This is a genomic window from Celeribacter sp. (assembly GCF_048266405.1).
Lineage (GTDB): Bacteria > Pseudomonadota > Alphaproteobacteria > Rhodobacterales > Rhodobacteraceae > Celeribacter.
Map to the genome: position 1 here is coordinate 1 of NZ_JBLWZO010000001.1, position 18,603 is coordinate 18,603.

Sequence of the window (18,603 nt, forward strand, 5' to 3'; positions counted from 1 at the left end):
CTCGGAAGATCGTCGATTTGTGGCGCTTCAAAACGCGCGCCATCTCTGCAACAGGGACCTTTGCCAGCCACCAATCTTCGATCCTACGGCGTTCTTGAAGTGAAAGTTGCGTGTAAACCGTTCCCATGCGATAGACTCCTCATTAGATAACTCATTGTTTTCTAATAGGAGTCGCACTTCAAAGTAGCGCGCACCTCATCTGTCGCAATAAACTTATAATCAGTATTATGTAAATTTATGACGTATATTTCCGAGCCACATTGTAGTGCTCATCGTTAAAAATGTAGATTAAACTGTCTTCATTGAGCATTGAAAATACAAGGGAAGCCCGAACTACCGCCAAACATGGCTCACAGCTCATCACCTAATTATACCTTTCCTTTCCAATTCAACACATGTGATATCTTTAAAACGCGACGCTCTGCGCTCACACCAAAGCGAAAAAACTCTAAGGCTTGGAATTGACAGACAAATGCAAACCTGAACATTCTGCAACCTCACGAGCCATTGGGGGGCGATGTGGAACATAAGAGTATTCAATTTATTCTGCGGTCGATTATCGACGCGGAATCTGTAGAGACAGTGTGGCTTGTCCTTTTGAGCGCAATTCAGGACTGCGGTTATCCTCTGGCAATGTATGCCTTTACACGCTTTCGGACATCCAACGGGATGGGAAATGAAAGCGATCATCTGGTGTTGACCAACTACCCGAGCGATTACCTCGAAGGCTTCATACTCCGCGAGGAACGCTACAAAAACGCACCGATGGCCAAATGGGCGCTAGAAAACGTCGGCGCTCGGTCTTGGTCTTGGGTAACGGAAAACTACGACAATTTGGACGAGGCCCAAAAGGAAGTCTTAGCCTACAACCAACGTCACGGCATGATGGCGGGTTACACACTCGGTTTCCGCACAACTCGCAGCCACGAGAAAGCTGGTGTCGGCTATGCTCTGGCGCCACATGACGGCGACCAAGCCAAGGCCGATGCATTGTGGGATGAACATGGGGACCATCTCATGATGATTTCAGAGGTTGCCCACCTCAAAATCATGTCCCTGCCCCTGCCCCGCAAGGTTCTCACCGAGCGTCAGGTTCAAGTGCTTGAATGGGTTGGCAGCGGAAAATCTGTGGTCGACACGGCTCAGATTATGGGGCTCACTCCAGGCACGGTTGAGAAACATCTACGACTCGCCCGTGAGGCCTTGAACGTGGAGACGACAGCTCAAGCGATTCACAAAGCGTCCGTTTACAATCAGATCTACACAGCCTAGCTGCGTTTCTCATTGATATTACGACAAAAAACCAACTTCTGGCCAAAGGTAGGGTTTTCCCTACTTTTCAATGGACGTTACGTCAGGCAAATTGCACCTGTTCCGTCGACATAGGCTTAGCCTTGGAACTGGATGCGAGGTGACGTCCACTCTTTTCGGGCGACCTTTGTATCTTTGGGTAACTTTAACCCTGAGGGGGACGCTCTTATTTTTCGGGTCGTTGCCCTCGATCTCAAATTCTGGCCATCGCGTGATCTCATCCCGAAATTGCGATGCTCGGATAAAGGAAACGGTGTCGATTTATTCGGCACCGTTTTCCGTTTGGGAGACGTCAAAACGCACCGCGCAACACACCAAAACCCAGGCCACAAAAAAAGGCCGACGCGCAGAACGCACCGGCCTCAAAGCAATTTGAAAAATATAGCTTAGCCCTGCATTGCAGCAACTTCAGCGGCGAAGTTGTCTTCTTCTTTTTCGATGCCTTCGCCCACTTCGAGACGCACAAAACCGACAATCTCGACACCGGCTTCAGCCGCAGCTTTTTCCACGGTGAGATCGGGGTTGATCACAAAGGCCTGACCCAAAAGCGTGCTTTCGGCGATGAATTTCTTCATGCGACCTTTGATCATGTTCTCGATGATGTTCTCGGGCTTGCCGGACTCACGAGCGATGTCCATCTGGACCTGCTTTTCTTTCTCGACAACAGCAGGATCGAGATCAGCTTCGCCAAGGGCAGCGGGATTGGCAGCAGCGATGTGCATAGCAACCTGTTTGCCGAATGCCGCATCGTCGCCTTTAAGGGCAACAAGAACACCGATTTTGCCAAGGCCGTCGGCAGCCGCGTTGTGTACGTAGGACACAACAGTATCGCCTTCGACAGAGGCCATGCGACGCAAACCCATGTTTTCACCGATAGTGGCGATTTTGGCGGTGATCGTTTCCGCTACGGTTTTGCCATCGACATCAGCCGACGCGAGGGCTTCGACGTCGGAGACCTTAAGAGCGGCCTGAGCGATAGAGTTAACCATGCTCTGGAATTCAGCGTTTTTCGCAACGAAATCGGTCTCGGAGTTCACTTCAACAGCAACACCTTTGCCACCATCAACGGCGACGGCCACGAGGCCCTCGGCGGCGGTACGGCCAGATTTCTTTGCGGCTTTCGCCAGACCCTTGGTGCGCAGCCAGTCAACCGCGGCGTCGAAATCGCCATCAGTTTCGGTCAGCGCTTTTTTAGCGTCCATCATGCCTGCGGAGGTTGCTTCGCGCAGTTCTTTCACCATTGCAGCAGTGATTGCCATGTCGGCTCTCCTGTAAAATCTTTGGTCGGATACATTGATTGGAAACGGGGGCGGGACTGCCCTGCCCCCGTTTGATCGTGTAAAGCGCGGTCGAGATTACTCGGTTGCAGCTTCTTCAGCGGGAGCTTCTTCCATCGCGCCGATATCGATGCCTGCGGCACCCATCTGTTCGGTCATACCGTCAAGAGCGGCACGAGCGACAAGATCGGTATACAGGCCAATAGCGCGCGAAGCGTCATCGTTGCCTGGGATGATGTAGTCGATGCCATCTGGTGGGCAGTTGGAGTCGACAACAGCCACAACAGGGATACCCAGTTTGTTGGCTTCAGCAATTGCGAGGGTCTCTTTTTTCACGTCGATGACGAAGAGAAGATCAGGAACACCGCCCATTTCGCGGATGCCGCCGAGCGACGCCTGCAATTTGGCTTGGTCACGTTCCATGTTGAGGCGCTCTTTCTTGGTGAGGCCTTCTGCGCCGCCACCGAGTGTCTCGTCAATTTTGTTGAGGCGCTGGATCGACTGGGAAACGGTTTTCCAGTTGGTCAGCGTGCCACCGAGCCAGCGGTGGTTCATGTAATACTGTGCGCATTTCTCTGCGGCTTCCGCAACGGGGCCAGCGGCCTGACGTTTGGTGCCGACGAAGAGGATACGGCCGCCTTTAGCGGCTGTGTCGCGAACAACCTGCAACGCTTGGTCCAGCATTGGAACCGTCTGTGTCAGGTCGAAGATGTGGATGCCGTTACGCGAGCCATAAATGAACTCGCCCATACGGGGGTTCCAACGTTGGGTCTGGTGACCATAGTGAACGCCAGCTTCCAAGAGCTGACGCATGGTGAAATCAGGAAGCGCCATGAAATGTCCTTTCCGGTTTACGCCTTAGCGGAGGGTCTCAGGGTGACGGCTAATCCGCCTCCCCAACCGGTGGACTTGCAAGGATGTCTCCCTTGAAAGCCCGCCTCCGCCTGTGAAGTGATCGCGCATATAGAAGCGTTTTTCGCCCTGCGCAAGCCCTGCTGCACCTTTCATACGGTTTTTCGGCCATTTTCCCCATAAATTGCGCTCTTTTGCGCTATCATCCTGATCTGCATTACGATCTCTTGCCATTTGGTCAAAAAACGGGGCATTTACGGCCATGACAACACAACATGACATTCTTTGTATCGGCTCGGTCCTTTGGGACGTGATTGGTCGTTCTGACCGCTCCATGCGCGTGGGTTCGGACGTCCCAGGTCGGATCGTGCGCGTCCCTGGTGGTGTGGCGATGAATATCGCTATGGCCCTGTCGCGTTTTGGCCTCTCGCCCTCGCTCCTTACAACGGTGGGCCGCGATGCCGAGGGCGACGAGTTGATCGCAGCGGCCACTGTTCGTGGCATCGATACACAGCATGTCTACCGCTCCGATGATCTGCCCACGGATAGCTATATGGCCATTGAGGGCGCGAACGGATTGATTGCCGCGATTGCCGACGCCCATTCACTTGAGGCGGCAGGTGACAAGATCTTGCGCCCCCTCAAGGACGGGCGTCTCGGTTCGGAAGATTCGCCCTATGCGGGCCCTGTGGCGCTTGATGGCAACCTGACGACCGAATTGCTGCGAGACATTGCGCGCTCGCCGCTCTTTGCTCAGGCCGATCTACGGGTCGCCCCTGCCTCTCCGGGGAAGGCCGAGCGGTTGATGCCGCTTTTGACCCATCCACGGGCAACACTTTACGTGAACCTTGAGGAAGCGGGCTTGTTGGCGCATTGCGAATTTGACAGCTCCACCACTGCTGCGACCGCCCTTGTTGAGAAAGGTGCGCACCGTGTGCTTGTCACCAACGGCGGCGAAGAGGCCTCGCTGGCGCGCGCAGGGCACATCTACACCAAAACCCCACCCGATGTTCTTGTGGCGCGTGTCACGGGCGCGGGGGATACGTTTATGGCGGCGCATATTGCCGCCGAATTGCGTGGCGCAGATGACGACGCCGCGCTAGATCAGGCGCTTCAAGCCGCCGCTCATTATGTTTCTGGAGACACTCCCCTATGACCACCCTGCCCCTGTCCTATGCCCCCGATGTTGCCAAAGCGCTCAAAGCGGGTGAGCCCGTGGTCGCTCTCGAAAGCACAATCATCACCCACGGGATGCCATACCCGCAAAACGTCGAAACCGCGCAAATGGTTGAGGCCGATATTCGGGATGCAGGGGCAACCCCCGCAACCATCGCCGTTTTGAATGGCGTGTTGCACATCGGTCTGACAGACGATCAACTCACCGAGTTGGCACAGGCCAAAGACGTGATGAAGGTCTCGCGCGCCGATATGCCCGTGTGCATCGCCAAGGGCGCCACAGGGGCCACTACGGTCGCCGCCACCATGATTGCCGCACATATCGCAGGGATTTCAGTCTTTGCCACGGGCGGGATCGGTGGTGTTCACCGCGGCGCGGAGGAAACATTCGATATCTCCGCCGACCTGTTGGAACTGGGAGAAACCCCTGTGACAGTGGTTGCGGCAGGCCCCAAAGCCATCCTTGATATCCCGAAGACGCTCGAAGTCCTCGAAACCCACGGCGTGCCTGTGATTGCGGTCGGACAAGACGAGCTGCCTGCCTTTTGGTCCCGTGCCTCGGGCATTACCGCGCCGCTGCGCCTTGATGATCCTGCTCTGATCGCCAAAGCTGCCAAAACCCGCGCAGCCATGGGACTCAAGGGCGGCCAACTGGTGGCCAACCCGATCCCGCAAGAGGACGAAATTTCGCGCGATGTGATCATGCCTTTTGTCGAGACAGCCCTCGCCGAAGCCGAAAGCCAAGGGATCGCCGCCAAAGCCGTCACGCCGTTCTTGTTGCAACGTCTGTTCGAATTGACCGAAGGCCGCTCTCTCGTCGCCAATATCGCTCTCGTGCGCAATAATGCTCGCCTCGCTGCACAAATTGCGGTCGCTTACGCAAAATAAAGGCGTAAAGGGCGCCAAAGACAGATAAAATCGCGGGAGGTTTACTTGTGCATCGACACAGGGCTGCCTAAGTTCAGTTGAACTGGCCCGCGATACCGCGCATGGCCACTAGGTAGTGAACGGCAGACACATATGAGCAACCCATTCGATGAGGATATTCACCCTAAACACCGTCGCAGCGGCTTTTTGGGATGGTTGCGCTCGTCGTTCTTGACGGGTCTCGTTGTTGTGGCCCCGATCGGGCTGACGGCCTATGTCATCTGGACCGTGATTGGCTGGGTCGACGGATGGGCGCTGACCTTTGTGCCGCAAAAATTCCAGCCTGAGCAATATATCGGCATCAACCTACGCGGTGTGGGCGTCATCATCTTTTTGCTGTTCACCATCTTTGTCGGATGGATCGCCAAAGGCCTCGTCGGACGCTCGCTGTTGCGCTTCGCCGAGGGGCTTGTGGATCGCACCCCTGTTGTGCGCTCGATCTACAATGGCGCCAAGCAAATCGCCGAGACTGTGTTTGCCCAGACCGAGACCTCCTTTGATGAGGCCTGTTTGATCGAATATCCCCGCAAGGGTGTCTGGGCCATCGGCTTTGTGTCCACCAACGCCAAGGGTGAAATCGCAAGTCGCACGCCGCAGGAACATGAAATGGTGTCGGTCTTTGTCCCGACAACGCCGAACCCGACCTCTGGCTTCTTGCTGTTTTTCCCACGCTCCGAGTTGATAACACTCGACATGACGGTTGAAGATGCCGCGAAACTGGTGATCTCGGCAGGTCTGGTCTACCCCAACCCCAAAAACCCGAGTGAGCCTAAAAATACGGCACTCACCGAAAACGTGTAAGCACCCGGCTCTATGTTATTGCGGCGCGTTCTAAACCCTCCTAAGCTCTTTCCACAAAATATTTTATTTGGAGAGAAAATATGAAGAATTTGGTCGCTGCTGCCGCGCTCGGTCTATTTGCTGCTACCCCGAGCTTTGCTCAAGATACGAACATGCCAGCTGGGGAAATCGAAATGTCCGTTCAACATCAGGGCGCGGAGATTGTCCCCATGATCCTTATGACCGCTCTGGTCATCGCCGCACTAGCAAGCGCCGCAAGCACTCCTGCTGCTCCCGTAATGGGACCACACTAAGACGACTCTGCCGCACCTCGGCAAGTCTCCACAAAACAAAGGGCTCCGTGCGCGGAGCCCTTTTTCATATGTGATATCGCAGAATCAAAGCCGCTAGTAGCATGCCGCTAGGAGAACATCGCCTCAAGGTCGACGGTCGCCCGCTCCCCCAAATCATCAAAATGAGCATCGAGAAAGGCCGAACAGGCTACCCTACCCGCCTCTTTCATCCGTCCTAGCAAGACAGGCGACGGTGCAAGTTTGGTGCGCGCTGACAGATCACGCATCAGATCATCATCGCCAATCATATGCACCAACACGTCCTTCATACTACCTTTAGCCATCAGATGTTCCCCAAGCAAATCCTTGACGAACTGCACCGCGCGCAATTCACGCAACAGAGAAGAATTGAAGCTTATTTCATTGATTCTGTTCTGAATTTCTTCTGGCGTCGTGGGTGTGCCAGGGCGCTCTAGCGGATTGATATTCACGATCACCACATCATCGGGATACTGTGGTTCAAACAAGGGAAACAGCGCGGGGTTTCCCGTGTAGCCGCCGTCCCAATAGGGATCGGTGATACCCGTTTCCGGGTCGGTTATCTCAACCGCTTTGAACATCTCGGGCAGGCAAGCAGAGGCAAGGATCACCTCTGTTGTCACCTCATCATCGGTGAAAACCCGGATTTTTCCCGTCCGCACATTGGTCGTCGAGATGAATAGCGCAGGGCCAACCTCTTTGCTCAACGCCTTTAAATCCAGACGGTCGACAATGCGCTCCAAGGGGTTCTGATAAAATGGCCCGTAGGCATAGGGCGACATCACAGTCGCGAAACTCTCAATGAAAGAAAACGGTACAGCTGTCTCGGCCAGACGCGTCATCATCGCGGTTGTTGGACCGAATTGGGTCAACCATGAGGACAAGCGCATATCCGAGATCGCGCCCATTTGCTCCCAAACCCAATCAAGGCTCTCCCGCGCCCCTTCCGCTCCACCTTTGACCAAGCCGGAACAATAGGCCGCCGCATTCAGCGCCCCTGCGGACGTTCCTGAAATCGCGGCTATCTCAATGCGGTCATCGTCAATCAGGCGATCCAGAACACCCCAAGTGAAGGCACCATGAGCCCCGCCGCCCTGAAGCGCGAGGTTGATTTTCTTGGGCGATGTGGTCGGTTTAGGCCCGCCCGTCGCTGCGTGCGCATTACCCAAACTATCCATCCTGCCATTTACGCAGGAGGTCTTCGACCAGAATGCCGTTGATGGTCATGCCTTCCAACGAACAATTCTCGATTTTCACTCCGGCCAAATTCGCGTTGGTCACGGTGGAGCCCGCGTAATTGACGTTTTCAATCCGTGCGTCTGTGAGATTAGCGTTATGCACCGACATATTGCTCAGGTTGCAATCGTCAATCACCACCCCCATCAAATTACAGTTGATAATCAACGTGTGGGTAAGATTGCAGCGCCTGAACTTCGACCCTTCTAGGGCCGCATTCTCAAGCACCAGAGGCGCCCTATTCTGACGAGGCGGTTGATCCAAATTCGCTTTGCTTGCCTTATCGATCATAGCGCCGTCCAACCCCCGTCTACGGATATTGTCGTGCCTGTAATCTGTGCCGCCGCATCGGAGGCAAGGAACAGACAGGTGCCGCCCAGTTGTTCAACTGTGGCAAATTCTTTCGAGGGTTGGCGCTCTAATAGCACATCGCGGATAACGGTCTCGCGGTCCATATCGTATTTTTTCATTGTATCAGGAATCTGTTTTTCAACCAAAGGAGTTAGAACATAGCCAGGGCAAATAGCATTGGCAGTAATCGGTTCACGGGCGGTTTCGAGAGCCGTTACTTTGGTCAGACCAACCACACCGTGTTTGGCCGCGACATAGGCTGACTTGTACGGAGATGCGGTCAGACCGTGGGCAGAAGCGATATTTATCACGCGTCCCCACCCTGCCTTACGCATAAGCGGCAGCGCCGCCGCAGTAGTGTGGAAAGCTGAGGACATATTGATGGCGATGATCGCATCCCATTTTTCGACAGGGAACTCGTCGATCCCCGCTACATGCTGAATACCTGCGTTATTCACCAGAATATCACACACGCCTGCCGTCTCGATCAGGGCGCGGCACTCGGACGCTTTGGACATATCGGCCTTGATATAGCGCGCCGTGACACCGAATTCGTCGGCAATATCTTTCGCCAAAGCGTGATCTTCATCCGTGTCGGAAAAGGAGTTGAGAACAACATTCACGCCCGCCTTGGCAAGCTCACGCGCAACGCCGAGACCGATCCCCGAATTGGAACCGGTAATAATCGCGGTTTTCCCTTTGACGTCCATGTGCGTCCCCTTCATCCGATTTAGAACTAATGTAGTTATACAACGCATATAGGAAAAAGAGAATCGGTCAACGTCAAAGAAACGTTGAATATTGCGTGCGGATCGTGACGGGTCTCTGCAATCAGGGGGAGAATTGATACACCCTCTAAAACCCTTGCATAGTTGGCTGCGACCTAGGGTCAACGCTCAAAATTTTGCCAAAAAAAACGCCGGCACAAGGCCGGCGCAAAGTTATTGAGGCAGGTTTCATACAGGCAAGAAACCTATCGAGCAGTGAGGTCTTTATACGCCGTTCGTGGCGGCACTCCAAGCTAAAAGTTTGAATTCATATGCTCGGGGCCTTAGGCTCACACACAACGAAGAAACGGGACGGAGGCATTGTGTCCGATATGGCAACTCACATTTTCCAAAAGCTACGCATTTCTAGCGCCAGTCTGGCGCTCCTTGCGGGCGCGAGCCTCGCACAGGCCGAGCCGATGCATGGCATAGCTATGTATGGTTCACCCGATCTACCACAAGATTTCGTGTCCCTCCCCTACGCCAACCCCGACGCCCCTAAAGGGGGTAAGATCGTCACTGGCGAGGGCGGAACCTTCGACAGTTTGAACCCGTTCATCCAAAAAGGCACCTCACCGTGGCAGTTGCGCTACATGTTGGCAGAAAGTCTGATGGGCCGCGCCTACAGCGAACCTTTCACACTTTATTGCCTGCTGTGCGAGACAATCGACACGGATAAGGACCGCACATGGGCCGAATTTACCCTTCGTCCGGAAGCCCGATTCTCTGATGGCAGCCCCGTGACCGTCGAGGATGTGATTTGGTCCTATGAAAAACTCGGCACCGAAGGCCACGGTCGCTACGTGTCATTGTGGAACCAGATCGAAAGCATCGAGAAAACGGGAGACCGCTCGGTCAAGTTTACCTTCAACACCGACAACCGCGAACTGGCGCTTTTGGTCGGGATGCGTCCAATTTTGAAAAAGGCGCAATGGGAGGGCAAGGACTTCACCAAATCGGGTTTCGACCAGATCCCGATCGGCTCCGCTCCCTATCAAATCACCGACTTTGATCCTGGCACCTTTGTCGAGCTGACCCGCAACCCTGATTATTGGGGCAAAGACGTGCCGTTCATGCGCGGCCAAGCCAATCTCGACACGATCCGCTGGGAATTCTTTGCCGACTCGTCATTGGTCATTGAGGCCTTCAAGGCAGGAGAGTTGAACTTCAACCGTGAATTCAACGTCCAGACATGGGACGATCAATATGATTTCCCCGCCATAGAGCGCGGCGATGTGGTCAAATCCATCATCCCACATGAACGCCCCTCGGGCATGACCGGCTTTGTCATGAATACCCGCCTGCCCCAGTTCTCCGACTGGCGCGTCCGTCAGGCCCTGATTGAGGCGTTCAACTTTGAATATATCAACGAGGTACAGACGGGATCGAAACAGGAGCGGATCACCTCGTATTATTCCAACTCTGTTCTCGGGATGCGGCCCGGTCCGGCAGAGGGACGTGTGGCCGAACTCCTTGCCCCCTATGCCGACGACCTACCGCCCGACACGCTTGAGGGGTACACCTTCCCCGTCACGTCCGGTTCACTAAACGACCGCAAATCGACGCGCCGCGCTTTGGCTCTATTCGAGCAAGCGGGCTACACGATCCAAGATGGTGTGATGAAAGATGCCGCAGGTGAGCCCTTTACCTTTGAGATCCTTCTGCAAACCGGTGATGATGAAAATCAATCCATTATAGATACTTATACGCAATCTCTCATCCAAATTGGCATCACGCCGAAAATCACCGTGGTCGACCGTCCGCAATACCGCGAGCGTAGTGATACCTTTGATTTCGGCATGACCACCTTCCGTCGCGGCTTGTCACTCTCTCCGGGCAATGAGCAAAAGGCCTATTGGGGATCGGAAGCCGCCAATACCGAAGGATCGCGCAATCTGATGGGCGTGCAATCCGCCGCCGTTGACGGGCTGATCGACACCATGCTGTCCTCTGAAAGCAAAGAAGACTTCATCGCCGCTACACGCGCGCTCGACCGCGTTCTGACTGCGGGGCGCTACGTGATTCCAGTCTATCAGTGGAACATCTCACGAATGGCCCATGCCAAAGAGCTGACCTACCCAGAAACGCTACCGATTTACGGCGACTGGATCGGTTGGCAGCCGGATGTGTGGTATTGGGAAGAATGATGAAGCTTGTTCTGGCAGCCCTATTATGTGCGGGCCTAACGGCCTGCGCACCCGCCTATGTCGCGGGAAAAACAGTAAAAACGGGTGTAAAAGCCACCTCAAAAGCAGTTGGTGCGGTCTTTTGATCCGCGCCCTGCTCACACCTGTCGCAAAACCGTTACGTTAACGTCGTAGATGCATCGCCATGAATATACTTGTCTTATGCACGGGCAACTCCGCCCGCTCGATCCTTCTTGAAAGCGAGCTTAATGCCGCCTCAGGAGGTCGCATCACCGCGTTTTCCGCAGGTTCACAACCGAGCGGCAAAGTGCATCCGCAATCCATCACCCTGCTTGAGGGGTTAGGCCGCGACATGTCCACCGCCCGCTCAAAAAGCTGGGACGAGTTCGCTGGCGATGACGCGCCACAAATGGACGCTGTGATCACCGTTTGCGGATCGGCTGCTGCCGAGACCTGCCCCTACTGGCCTGGCGCTCCTGTGCGCAGCCATTGGGGTGTCGAAGATCCCGCAGCCGCTCCACAGCATGAATGGGAAACGGCCTTCCAGACCGCCTATGACATCCTGTCACGCCGCGCCGCTGCCCTGCTGGCCTTGCCGTTCGAGGATATGGACACCGCCACGCTCAAGGCCGAACTCGACCGGATCGGCAATCTGCCGTAAGCAACGAGTGTAAATTAGCTTGGCCTTTGCCCTTGGTGGGGCTGAGGCCATTCTAATCGAGCGATGTCACCCAGAGGATTGTCGCATCTTCGGGAGACAGAGAAATCACGTTGTGACCCATTGAAGCGTCGTAATAGGCGCTATCTCCGCGCCGCATGTCAATCGGCTCATAGAACTCTGTAATCAAACAGATTTGCCCTGTCAGAACGTAGAGAAATTCCTCGCCATCATGGCGCACCCACCCGTCGAATTCCTCAAAGCTGCGGGCGCGGATGGTTGCGCGATAGGGCAACATTTGTTTCTTGGTCAGCGCCCCTGCCAACATTTCATGCTCATAGGTAGCGGTCGCATGTGCGGCACCTTCACCCGCCTTTGTCGTAGTCAGTCGACCTGAAATCTGCTGCTTGCGCGGCGGCGTAAACAGTTGCGGCACAGAGATTTCCAACCCCGTGGCCAGTTTCTTGAGCGCCTCATAGGTTGGTGACATCTGACCGTTCTCGATCTTTGACAATGTAGACCGTGCCAACCCCGCCTGCCCTGCAGCCTGCTCCAAGGTCCAGCCATGTGATTTGCGCAGTTCCCGCACCCGCGCCCCAAGGTCAAGCGGATGCGCCTCATCCTGACCATCAAGGGACCGCGCCAAACGGATCAGGCTCGGGCTGTCATTAACGGTGTCATCAGAGAGGTTTGAGGAAGTCTGTGCGCGATCATCTGTCATGGGGAGCATTTAGGCGGTCTGTGGGTAAAAAGAAAACCCCCGGATGCTGTTTACCGCATCTTCGGGGGCTCTTTGGGGCAGACGAGAAGCTGGGGGGACACACTGCTCGTGAGGTCTTGCCTGCCCTATACCTATGTGCGCATGGCGCGATTATTTGCCACCTTCGATAACGCCCGTGAGGAACTCGATATTGCTCAACTCATCGCTCATTCCTGTTTGAACGGGGATCCAGTTAAAGGCCCCTGCGGCGATAGCGAGGGCAGCAACCGCGCCAAGAACGAGCGTCACAGCAGGAAGTTTGAATGACTTGAAAGAGTCTGCCTGAAGTGCGCGACCTTGAACCGTGGAGAAGCGGTTGTCAGAAACATATGCCATGTGGAAACCCTCGTAAAAACTGATGTGTTACAAGAAGTTAAACACGAAAACGCGATTCCACAAAGCGCCGCATTTGTTACAAATACCCCGCCAAAAACACCAGAACGCTACGCGAACAAAGCGCGAATATGCGCAGTTTGCAAAGTTGCAAACCCGCCCCAAGCGCAAGATATAGGGCAAGGAGAACATCCGCGCTCACGCAAATTGTGATGCGGGAGAATATTTTCCTTTTGTGATATTGCTCGCCATTCGCGCCGCGCCGCGCTATGTCCTGACGCATGATAAAACTCGACATCTTTCACGACCCGATTTGCCCGTGGTGTTACTTGGGCAAAGCCCGTCTCGACCGCGCAATGGAAGCCCGCCCGGACCACAAATTTGTTGTGGAATGGCACCCCTTTCAATTGAATCCCGACATGCCCGCCGAGGGCATGGAACGGCGCGCCTATCTCGAAGCCAAATTCGGTGGCGTTCAGGGCGCGATTGACGCCTACCGCCCTATTGTCGAAACCGCCGCCGCAGAGGCTCCAAAGGTCGACTTGGGCAAAATCACCCGCACGCCAAACACGCTCGACGCGCACCGCCTGATCCATTGGGCGGGCCTTGAGTGCATGCAAACGCCAATTGTCGCCGCGCTTTATCGCGCCTATTTCCATGATGGCCGCGACATTGGCGACCACGAGGTGCTGTGCGACGTTGCCGACAGCATGAGCATGGACGCGAGTCTGGTGTCCCGCCTACTGGCCACCGATGAGGACGTCGATCTGATCCGCGCCCGCGACGCCCACGCCCGCGAGCGCGGCGTGACAGGCGTGCCGCTCTACGTTGTCGCCAACCAACACGCCGTGTCCGGAGCGCAATCAAGCGATCTTTGGATTTCAGTCATTGATGAATTGGCCGAAAAAGACCTGTAAACCACTCGCGCCGATGGCCGCCCATTGTGAGCAACCACGCCATCGGTCGCGTAATCTATAGAGATTGCACATGCCGCGCAGATTAGCCCAACCGGAATTTATCGCCCTTCTCGCAATGCTCACCGCCACCGTTGCCCTGTCGATTGATGCCATGCTGCCAGGCATCCCGATGATCGCGGCGGACTTGACGCCCGAAGATGTAAATCGGGCACAGCTTGTTCTGACGGCGTTTGTTTTGGGGCTCGGCGTGGGCACCTTGATCAACGGGCCATTGTCGGACCGCTTCGGGCGCAAACCCGTGATTATCGGCGGCTTGATGATCTATGCCGCTGCCGCATTGCTCGCGGCCTCCGCGCCCACATTGGAAACCCTACTGGCCTCGCGCGTGATCCAAGGGCTGGGCGCCGCCGCCCCGCGCGTTGTGGCAATGGCTCTGATCCGCGATCTCTATAAGGGGCGCGAAATGGCGCGGATTTCCTCTTTTATTATGATGATTTTCATTCTGGTGCCTGCCGTCGCCCCCGCTCTTGGATCTTTGATCATGCTTGGCTTCGGATGGCGTGGCATTTTCGGGTCTTTTGTGGTTTTTGCTTCAGTTTCAGGCCTCTGGCTCCTCATCCGCCAAGAGGAAACACTGCCTAAATCCGAGCGCCGCGCCTTTTCAGTGAAGGCGCTAATTGCAGGTACCAAAGAAACATTCTCGCATCGCTCCGTTCAGATTTACACGCTCGTGCTAACCCTTGGCTTTGGCCAAATGTTCGGCCTCTTGTCGTCGATCCAACAAATTTACGGAGAGGTCTTTGACAAAGCGGACAGCTTCCCGATGTGGTTCGCTGTCCAAGCCATGATTTCGGGTGTCGGCACCCTGATGAACGCGAAATTCGTGGTGCGCCTCGGGATGCGCCGCATCGCGCTATCGGCCTATCTCGGCCAGATCGTCATCTCCACGGTTGTGCTGTTGCTGTTTGGCTCTGGTCTTTTGCCCAACGCCCTTCAGTTCCCCGTATTCTTTATCTGGTCGGTGTCGGTGTTCTTTATGGCGGGCGTCACCTTTGGCAATATCATCGCACTGTCACTGGAACGGTTGGGCCATGTTGCGGGCATTGCCTCATCCTTGGTCCAAGGACTGTCCACCATCGGCGCAGTGCTGATTGCCGCCCCGATCGGCTTGGCCTTTAACGGGACAATCTTGCCGTTAACTGTGGGCACATTGATCTGTTCCGCCGCAGCTTATCTTTTGCTGAAACGAACCGTAGACGCCGAATCTTAAACGCAAAGAACTATTTCTTTTTAGGAGTTTGTGACGCGGCCTTTGCGTGTCTTGCGAGGTCTTGCGCGATGGCAAAGGCCCCTTTGATCTTGTCGCGATCATTCTTCCAGTCGCGACGCACAATGATCTTGTTATCTTTCACCTTGGCCTGTCCGCGTTGATCCTGAATGAAATCCACCAACCCCACAGGGTTGGCAAATTTGTCATTGTGGAACTGGATGGTTGCCCCTTTCGGTCCGCCATCCAGACGGGCAATACCCGCCTCGCGACATTTCTCTTTTATGCGAACAACGAGCAGCAAGGTATTGACCTCTTTGGGTAATTTCCCGAACCGGTCAATCAGTTCAGCCGCAAAGCCCTCAAGCTCCACTTTGGTATGCAGTCCGGACAGGCGACGATACAGCCCCAAACGCACATCAAGATCGGTGACGTAAGTCTCTGGAATCAAAACAGGAACGCCGAGATTGATCTGTGGCGCCCATGCGCCATCATCATCGAGGGTCACACCCTCTTGGCCCGACTTGATCTTGGCAATCGCCTCTTCAAGCATGGATTGATACAGCTCGAACCCGACCTCTTTGACGTGGCCGGATTGCTCCTCGCCCACCAAATTCCCTGCCCCACGAATATCGAGATCCTGACTGGCAAGCGTAAAGCCCGCGCCGAGCGTGTCCAAAGACCCCAAAACCCGCAGACGTTTTCGAGCGGTCTCGGTGAGTGGCGCACGCGGCTTTGTCGTCAGATAGGCATAGGCACGGGTTTTCGCGCGACCGACACGGCCACGGATTTGGTAAAGCTGCGACAGGCCAAACATATCGGCGCGGTGGATCACCATCGTGTTCGCGGTCGGAATGTCGATACCGCTTTCCACAATCGTGGTGGCCAGAAGTACGTCATATTTCCCGTCGTAAAAGGCGTTCATGCGGTCATCCAACTCGCCCGCCGCCATTTGACCGTGACCGACGACGACACTCACCTCTGGAACGTGGTCCTTAAGGAATTGCTCAATCTCGGGGATATCCTTGATACGCGGAACGACAAAGAAGCTCTGACCTCCGCGATAATGTTCACGCAAGAGCGCCTCGCGGATCGTCACCGTATCAAACTCGCTGACATAGGTGCGAATGGAGAGGCGGTCGACAGGCGGCGTGCCGATAATCGACAGGTCGCGCACCCCCGTCATGGACATCTGTAAAGTCCGCGGGATCGGCGTGGCCGAGAGGGTCAACACGTGAATATTGGATTTAATCGCCTTCAACCGCTCTTTATGCGTCACGCCAAAGCGTTGTTCTTCGTCAACGATCAACAGCCCAAGGTTATGAAATCGCACGTTTTTCGCGAGCAAGGCATGGGTGCCGACGACGACATCAACTTCGCCCGAGGCCAAGCCTTCGCGGGTTTTGGCCATTTCTTTCTGACTGACAAACCGCGACATCGGCCTCACGTTGATCGGGAAACCTCGGAACCGGTCAGCGAAGGAACGGTAATGCTGACGCGCGAGCAATGTCGTCGGCGCAATCACCGCCACTTGTTGACCGCACAGGGAAGCCACAAAGGCCGCGCGCATCGCCACTTCGGTTTTGCCAAATCCGACATCACCACAAATGAGGCGATCCATCGGAATGCCGGCTTCCAAATCGTCGAGCACATCCTCGATGGCTTTGAGTTGGTCGTCGGTTTCGTCATAGGGGAAACGGGCGCAAAAAGCCTCCCACATGTCGTCCGGCGGCACAAGAATGTCGGCTTTACGCAACTGACGTTCGGCAGCGATGCGGATGAGCTTTTCGGCCACTTCTCGAATGCGCTCTTTGAGCTTGGCCTTTTTAGACTGCCACGCGCCACCGCCCAACTTGTCGAGCAATCCCTCGTCATGGCCATAGCGGCTCAGAAGTTCGATGTTTTCAACGGGCAGGTAAAGGCGGTCGCCGCCAGCATATTCGAGCAACAAGCACTCATGCGCGGCACCCAAGGCCGTGACGACTTCAAGCCCTCGGAAGATCCCGACGCCGTGATCAACGTGGACAATGAGATCACCCGCCGTAAGCGCCGAATGTTCGGTCAGAAAATTATCGGCGCGCTTTTTGCGGCTCGTGCGTCGGATCAGGCGGTCGCCCAACACATCTTGTTCCGAGATGACGGTGACGCGCTCATCTGTGCCCGTTGGGGCCTCAAACCCTTCGTCGAGTGGCCAGATCGCAAGGAACACGCCGCCCTTACCCGCAGGCACATCACGCCAATCGGAGATCAGCGTGGTATCAATGAGGTCTTGGTCCTCAAGCAGGGCTTGCAATCGCTCGCGCGCGCCCTCCGACCATGAGGCCATAACAACGTGACCGACCTCACGTTTTGCTGCAATATGATCCGACAAAGATTCGAAAAGATTGAGTTTTTCCTGTTGGCGCTCAGGGGCGAAATTGCGCCCCACACGCCCTCCCGCATCAATCACATTCGGCCCTGTGGCCTGTGCCGACGGATGGAAATGCAGCACGCGGCGCCCCGCAATTTCGGCCTCCCACGCCGCATCATCGAGATAAAGCAACGCGGGCGGGCACGGCTTATACACGCTATCAAGGCGCTTTTTCGACGTCATCGCCTCACGGCGGCTGTCATATTGATCTGCGATCCCCTCCCACCGCGCCAGACGGGCGGCAGTGGTTTGATCGTCGAGGGAGATCGTTGCCTCGGGTGTATAGTCGAACAAAGTCTCAAGACGGTCGTTAAAGAACGGCAGCCAATGCTCTAATCCTGCGTGTTTTTTTCCCGCTGACACCGCCTCATAGAGCGGATCATCTGTGCCCGCTGCTCCAAACTCAATGCGGTAGGTCTGGCGGAACCGCGTAATGGCGGCCTCATCGAGAATGACCTCGCACACTGGAGTGAAAGTGATCTCGTCCAACATCTCGGTGGTGCGTTGCGACGCGGGATCGAAACGGCGCAGGCCGTCCAACTCATCGCCAAAGAAATCAAGCCGCACAGGCATCTCATGGCCGGGTGGAAAGACATCAATGATACCGCCCCGAATGGCGTAATCACCGGGCTCGACCACTGTCGGGGCCTGTGTGAACCCGTTGCGCACAAAGAACCCGCGCAGCGCCTCCTCATTGACCCGCTGACCTTTGCGCAAGGCAAAAGCAGCACCTTCAAGCGTCTCTTTGGGTGGCACCCGTTGCGTAGCCGCGGCCAGAGTTGTCAGCAGCACATAGCGTTTGGGCAAGGCTCCGTGCGCCAATGCAGCCAATGTCGCCATACGCGCGGCAGAGACATCAGCGTTGGGCGAGATACGATCATACGGCAGGCAATCCCAAGCGGGAAAGTCAATCACAGGCAGATCAGGCGCAAAAAAAGCTAATGCGGATTTGAGGGCCGCAAGACGTTTGTCGTCACGGGCCACATGGACAACAGGTGCGTCGGATTTGGTGACTTCGCGGACAAGCAAATAGGCGTCGAACCCTTCAGGCGCGCCTCCTATCTGCACATGTGCGGTGTTGGATTTGGATGCAGATGCCATC

At 55.5% G+C, this 18,603-nt stretch carries 18 protein-coding genes; 9 read left to right on the plus strand and 9 right to left on the minus strand.

The genetic code is table 11. The features are described 5' to 3' along the window. Positions 1–127 (minus strand): helix-turn-helix domain-containing protein (locus ACN0TS_RS00005; protein WP_417258152.1); only part of this gene is annotated, 127 nt, incomplete at its 3' end. Between the two features lie 392 nt (positions 128–519). Between ACN0TS_RS00005 and ACN0TS_RS00010 the strand changes: the two genes are divergently transcribed. Continuing rightward, a complete protein-coding gene (locus ACN0TS_RS00010) occupies positions 520–1,272 on the plus strand; it encodes an autoinducer binding domain-containing protein (protein WP_417257268.1) in 753 nt (250 codons plus the stop codon). Positions 1,273–1,697: 425 nt separating this feature from the next. Here ACN0TS_RS00010 and tsf read toward each other — a convergent pair whose 3' ends face one another. Beyond that, positions 1,698–2,570, minus strand: coding sequence for a translation elongation factor Ts (gene tsf, locus ACN0TS_RS00015; RefSeq protein ID WP_417257269.1), 873 nt, complete (start codon positions 2,568–2,570; stop codon positions 1,698–1,700). A 96-nt stretch (positions 2,571–2,666) separates the two neighbouring features. Further along, on the minus strand, positions 2,667–3,422 hold the full coding sequence (gene rpsB / locus ACN0TS_RS00020; protein ID WP_417257270.1) for a 30S ribosomal protein S2: 756 nt from the start codon (positions 3,420–3,422) through the stop codon (positions 2,667–2,669). A gap of 280 nt (positions 3,423–3,702) precedes the next feature. Between rpsB and ACN0TS_RS00025 the strand changes: the two genes are divergently transcribed. From ACN0TS_RS00025 to ACN0TS_RS00040, 4 genes are all read left to right on the plus strand, one after another. Further along, positions 3,703–4,596, plus strand: coding sequence for a PfkB family carbohydrate kinase (locus tag ACN0TS_RS00025; protein ID WP_417257271.1), 894 nt, complete (start codon positions 3,703–3,705; stop codon positions 4,594–4,596). Next, entirely contained in the window at positions 4,593–5,504 is a 912-nt protein-coding gene (locus tag ACN0TS_RS00030; protein ID WP_417257272.1) for a pseudouridine-5'-phosphate glycosidase, read from the plus strand. Before ACN0TS_RS00025 ends, ACN0TS_RS00030 begins: the two co-directional genes overlap by 4 nt. A 132-nt stretch (positions 5,505–5,636) precedes the next feature. Continuing rightward, positions 5,637–6,344, plus strand: a complete 708-nt coding sequence (locus tag ACN0TS_RS00035) for a DUF502 domain-containing protein (protein ID WP_417257273.1) — start codon at positions 5,637–5,639, stop codon at positions 6,342–6,344. Positions 6,345–6,424: 80 nt separating this feature from the next. Next, on the plus strand, positions 6,425–6,637 hold the full coding sequence (locus tag ACN0TS_RS00040; protein ID WP_417257274.1) for a hypothetical protein: 213 nt from the start codon (positions 6,425–6,427) through the stop codon (positions 6,635–6,637). Positions 6,638–6,744: 107 nt separating this feature from the next. Here the strand turns inward: ACN0TS_RS00040 and ACN0TS_RS00045 are convergent, their stop codons facing one another. The 3 genes from ACN0TS_RS00045 to ACN0TS_RS00055 are packed head-to-tail and all read right to left on the minus strand — an operon-like array spanning position 6,745 to position 8,952. Further along, positions 6,745–7,824 (minus strand): patatin-like phospholipase family protein, encoded by a 1,080-nt coding sequence (locus ACN0TS_RS00045; RefSeq protein ID WP_417257275.1) that lies wholly within the window; start codon positions 7,822–7,824, stop codon positions 6,745–6,747. Position 7,825: 1 nt separating this feature from the next. Beyond that, complete coding sequence (locus ACN0TS_RS00050; RefSeq protein ID WP_417257276.1) at positions 7,826–8,182, minus strand: pentapeptide repeat-containing protein; 357 nt, start codon at positions 8,180–8,182, stop codon at positions 7,826–7,828. Further along, positions 8,179–8,952 carry a 3-hydroxybutyrate dehydrogenase gene (locus tag ACN0TS_RS00055; protein WP_417257277.1) on the minus strand — a complete coding sequence of 258 codons (774 nt, stop codon included), beginning with the start codon at positions 8,950–8,952 and terminating at the stop codon, positions 8,179–8,181. Before ACN0TS_RS00055 ends, ACN0TS_RS00050 begins: the two co-directional genes overlap by 4 nt. 389 nt (positions 8,953–9,341) lie before the next feature. Here ACN0TS_RS00055 and ACN0TS_RS00060 point away from each other — a divergent pair, with 389 nt between their 5' ends. After that, positions 9,342–11,156, plus strand: coding sequence for an extracellular solute-binding protein (locus ACN0TS_RS00060; protein WP_417257278.1), 1,815 nt, complete (start codon positions 9,342–9,344; stop codon positions 11,154–11,156). A gap of 184 nt (positions 11,157–11,340) precedes the next feature. Continuing rightward, complete coding sequence (locus ACN0TS_RS00065; protein ID WP_417257279.1) at positions 11,341–11,817, plus strand: arsenate reductase ArsC; 477 nt, start codon at positions 11,341–11,343, stop codon at positions 11,815–11,817. 52 nt (positions 11,818–11,869) lie between these two features. Here ACN0TS_RS00065 and ACN0TS_RS00070 read toward each other — a convergent pair whose 3' ends face one another. Both ACN0TS_RS00070 and ACN0TS_RS00075 read right to left on the minus strand, forming a co-directional pair. Further along, entirely contained in the window at positions 11,870–12,535 is a 666-nt protein-coding gene (locus ACN0TS_RS00070; protein ID WP_417258153.1) for a helix-turn-helix domain-containing protein, read from the minus strand. A 150-nt stretch (positions 12,536–12,685) separates the two neighbouring features. Then, positions 12,686–12,910 carry a hypothetical protein gene (locus ACN0TS_RS00075; protein ID WP_417257280.1) on the minus strand — a complete coding sequence of 75 codons (225 nt, stop codon included), beginning with the start codon at positions 12,908–12,910 and terminating at the stop codon, positions 12,686–12,688. Positions 12,911–13,188: 278 nt separating this feature from the next. On the opposite strand from ACN0TS_RS00075, the gene ACN0TS_RS00080 reads away from it, so the two are divergent. Together ACN0TS_RS00080 and ACN0TS_RS00085 are read left to right on the plus strand one after the other, a co-directional pair. Beyond that, the gene (locus ACN0TS_RS00080; RefSeq protein WP_417257281.1) at positions 13,189–13,824 is read left to right on the plus strand and encodes a DsbA family oxidoreductase; all 636 of its coding nucleotides are present in this window, start codon (positions 13,189–13,191) and stop codon (positions 13,822–13,824) included. Positions 13,825–13,894: 70 nt separating this feature from the next. After that, positions 13,895–15,094 (plus strand): multidrug effflux MFS transporter, encoded by a 1,200-nt coding sequence (locus ACN0TS_RS00085; protein WP_417257282.1) that lies wholly within the window; start codon positions 13,895–13,897, stop codon positions 15,092–15,094. 10 nt (positions 15,095–15,104) lie between these two features. On the opposite strand, the gene mfd is transcribed toward ACN0TS_RS00085, so the two are convergent. Then, positions 15,105–18,602 (minus strand): transcription-repair coupling factor, encoded by a 3,498-nt coding sequence (gene mfd / locus ACN0TS_RS00090; RefSeq protein WP_417257283.1) that lies wholly within the window; start codon positions 18,600–18,602, stop codon positions 15,105–15,107. Position 18,603 lies beyond the last annotated feature (1 nt).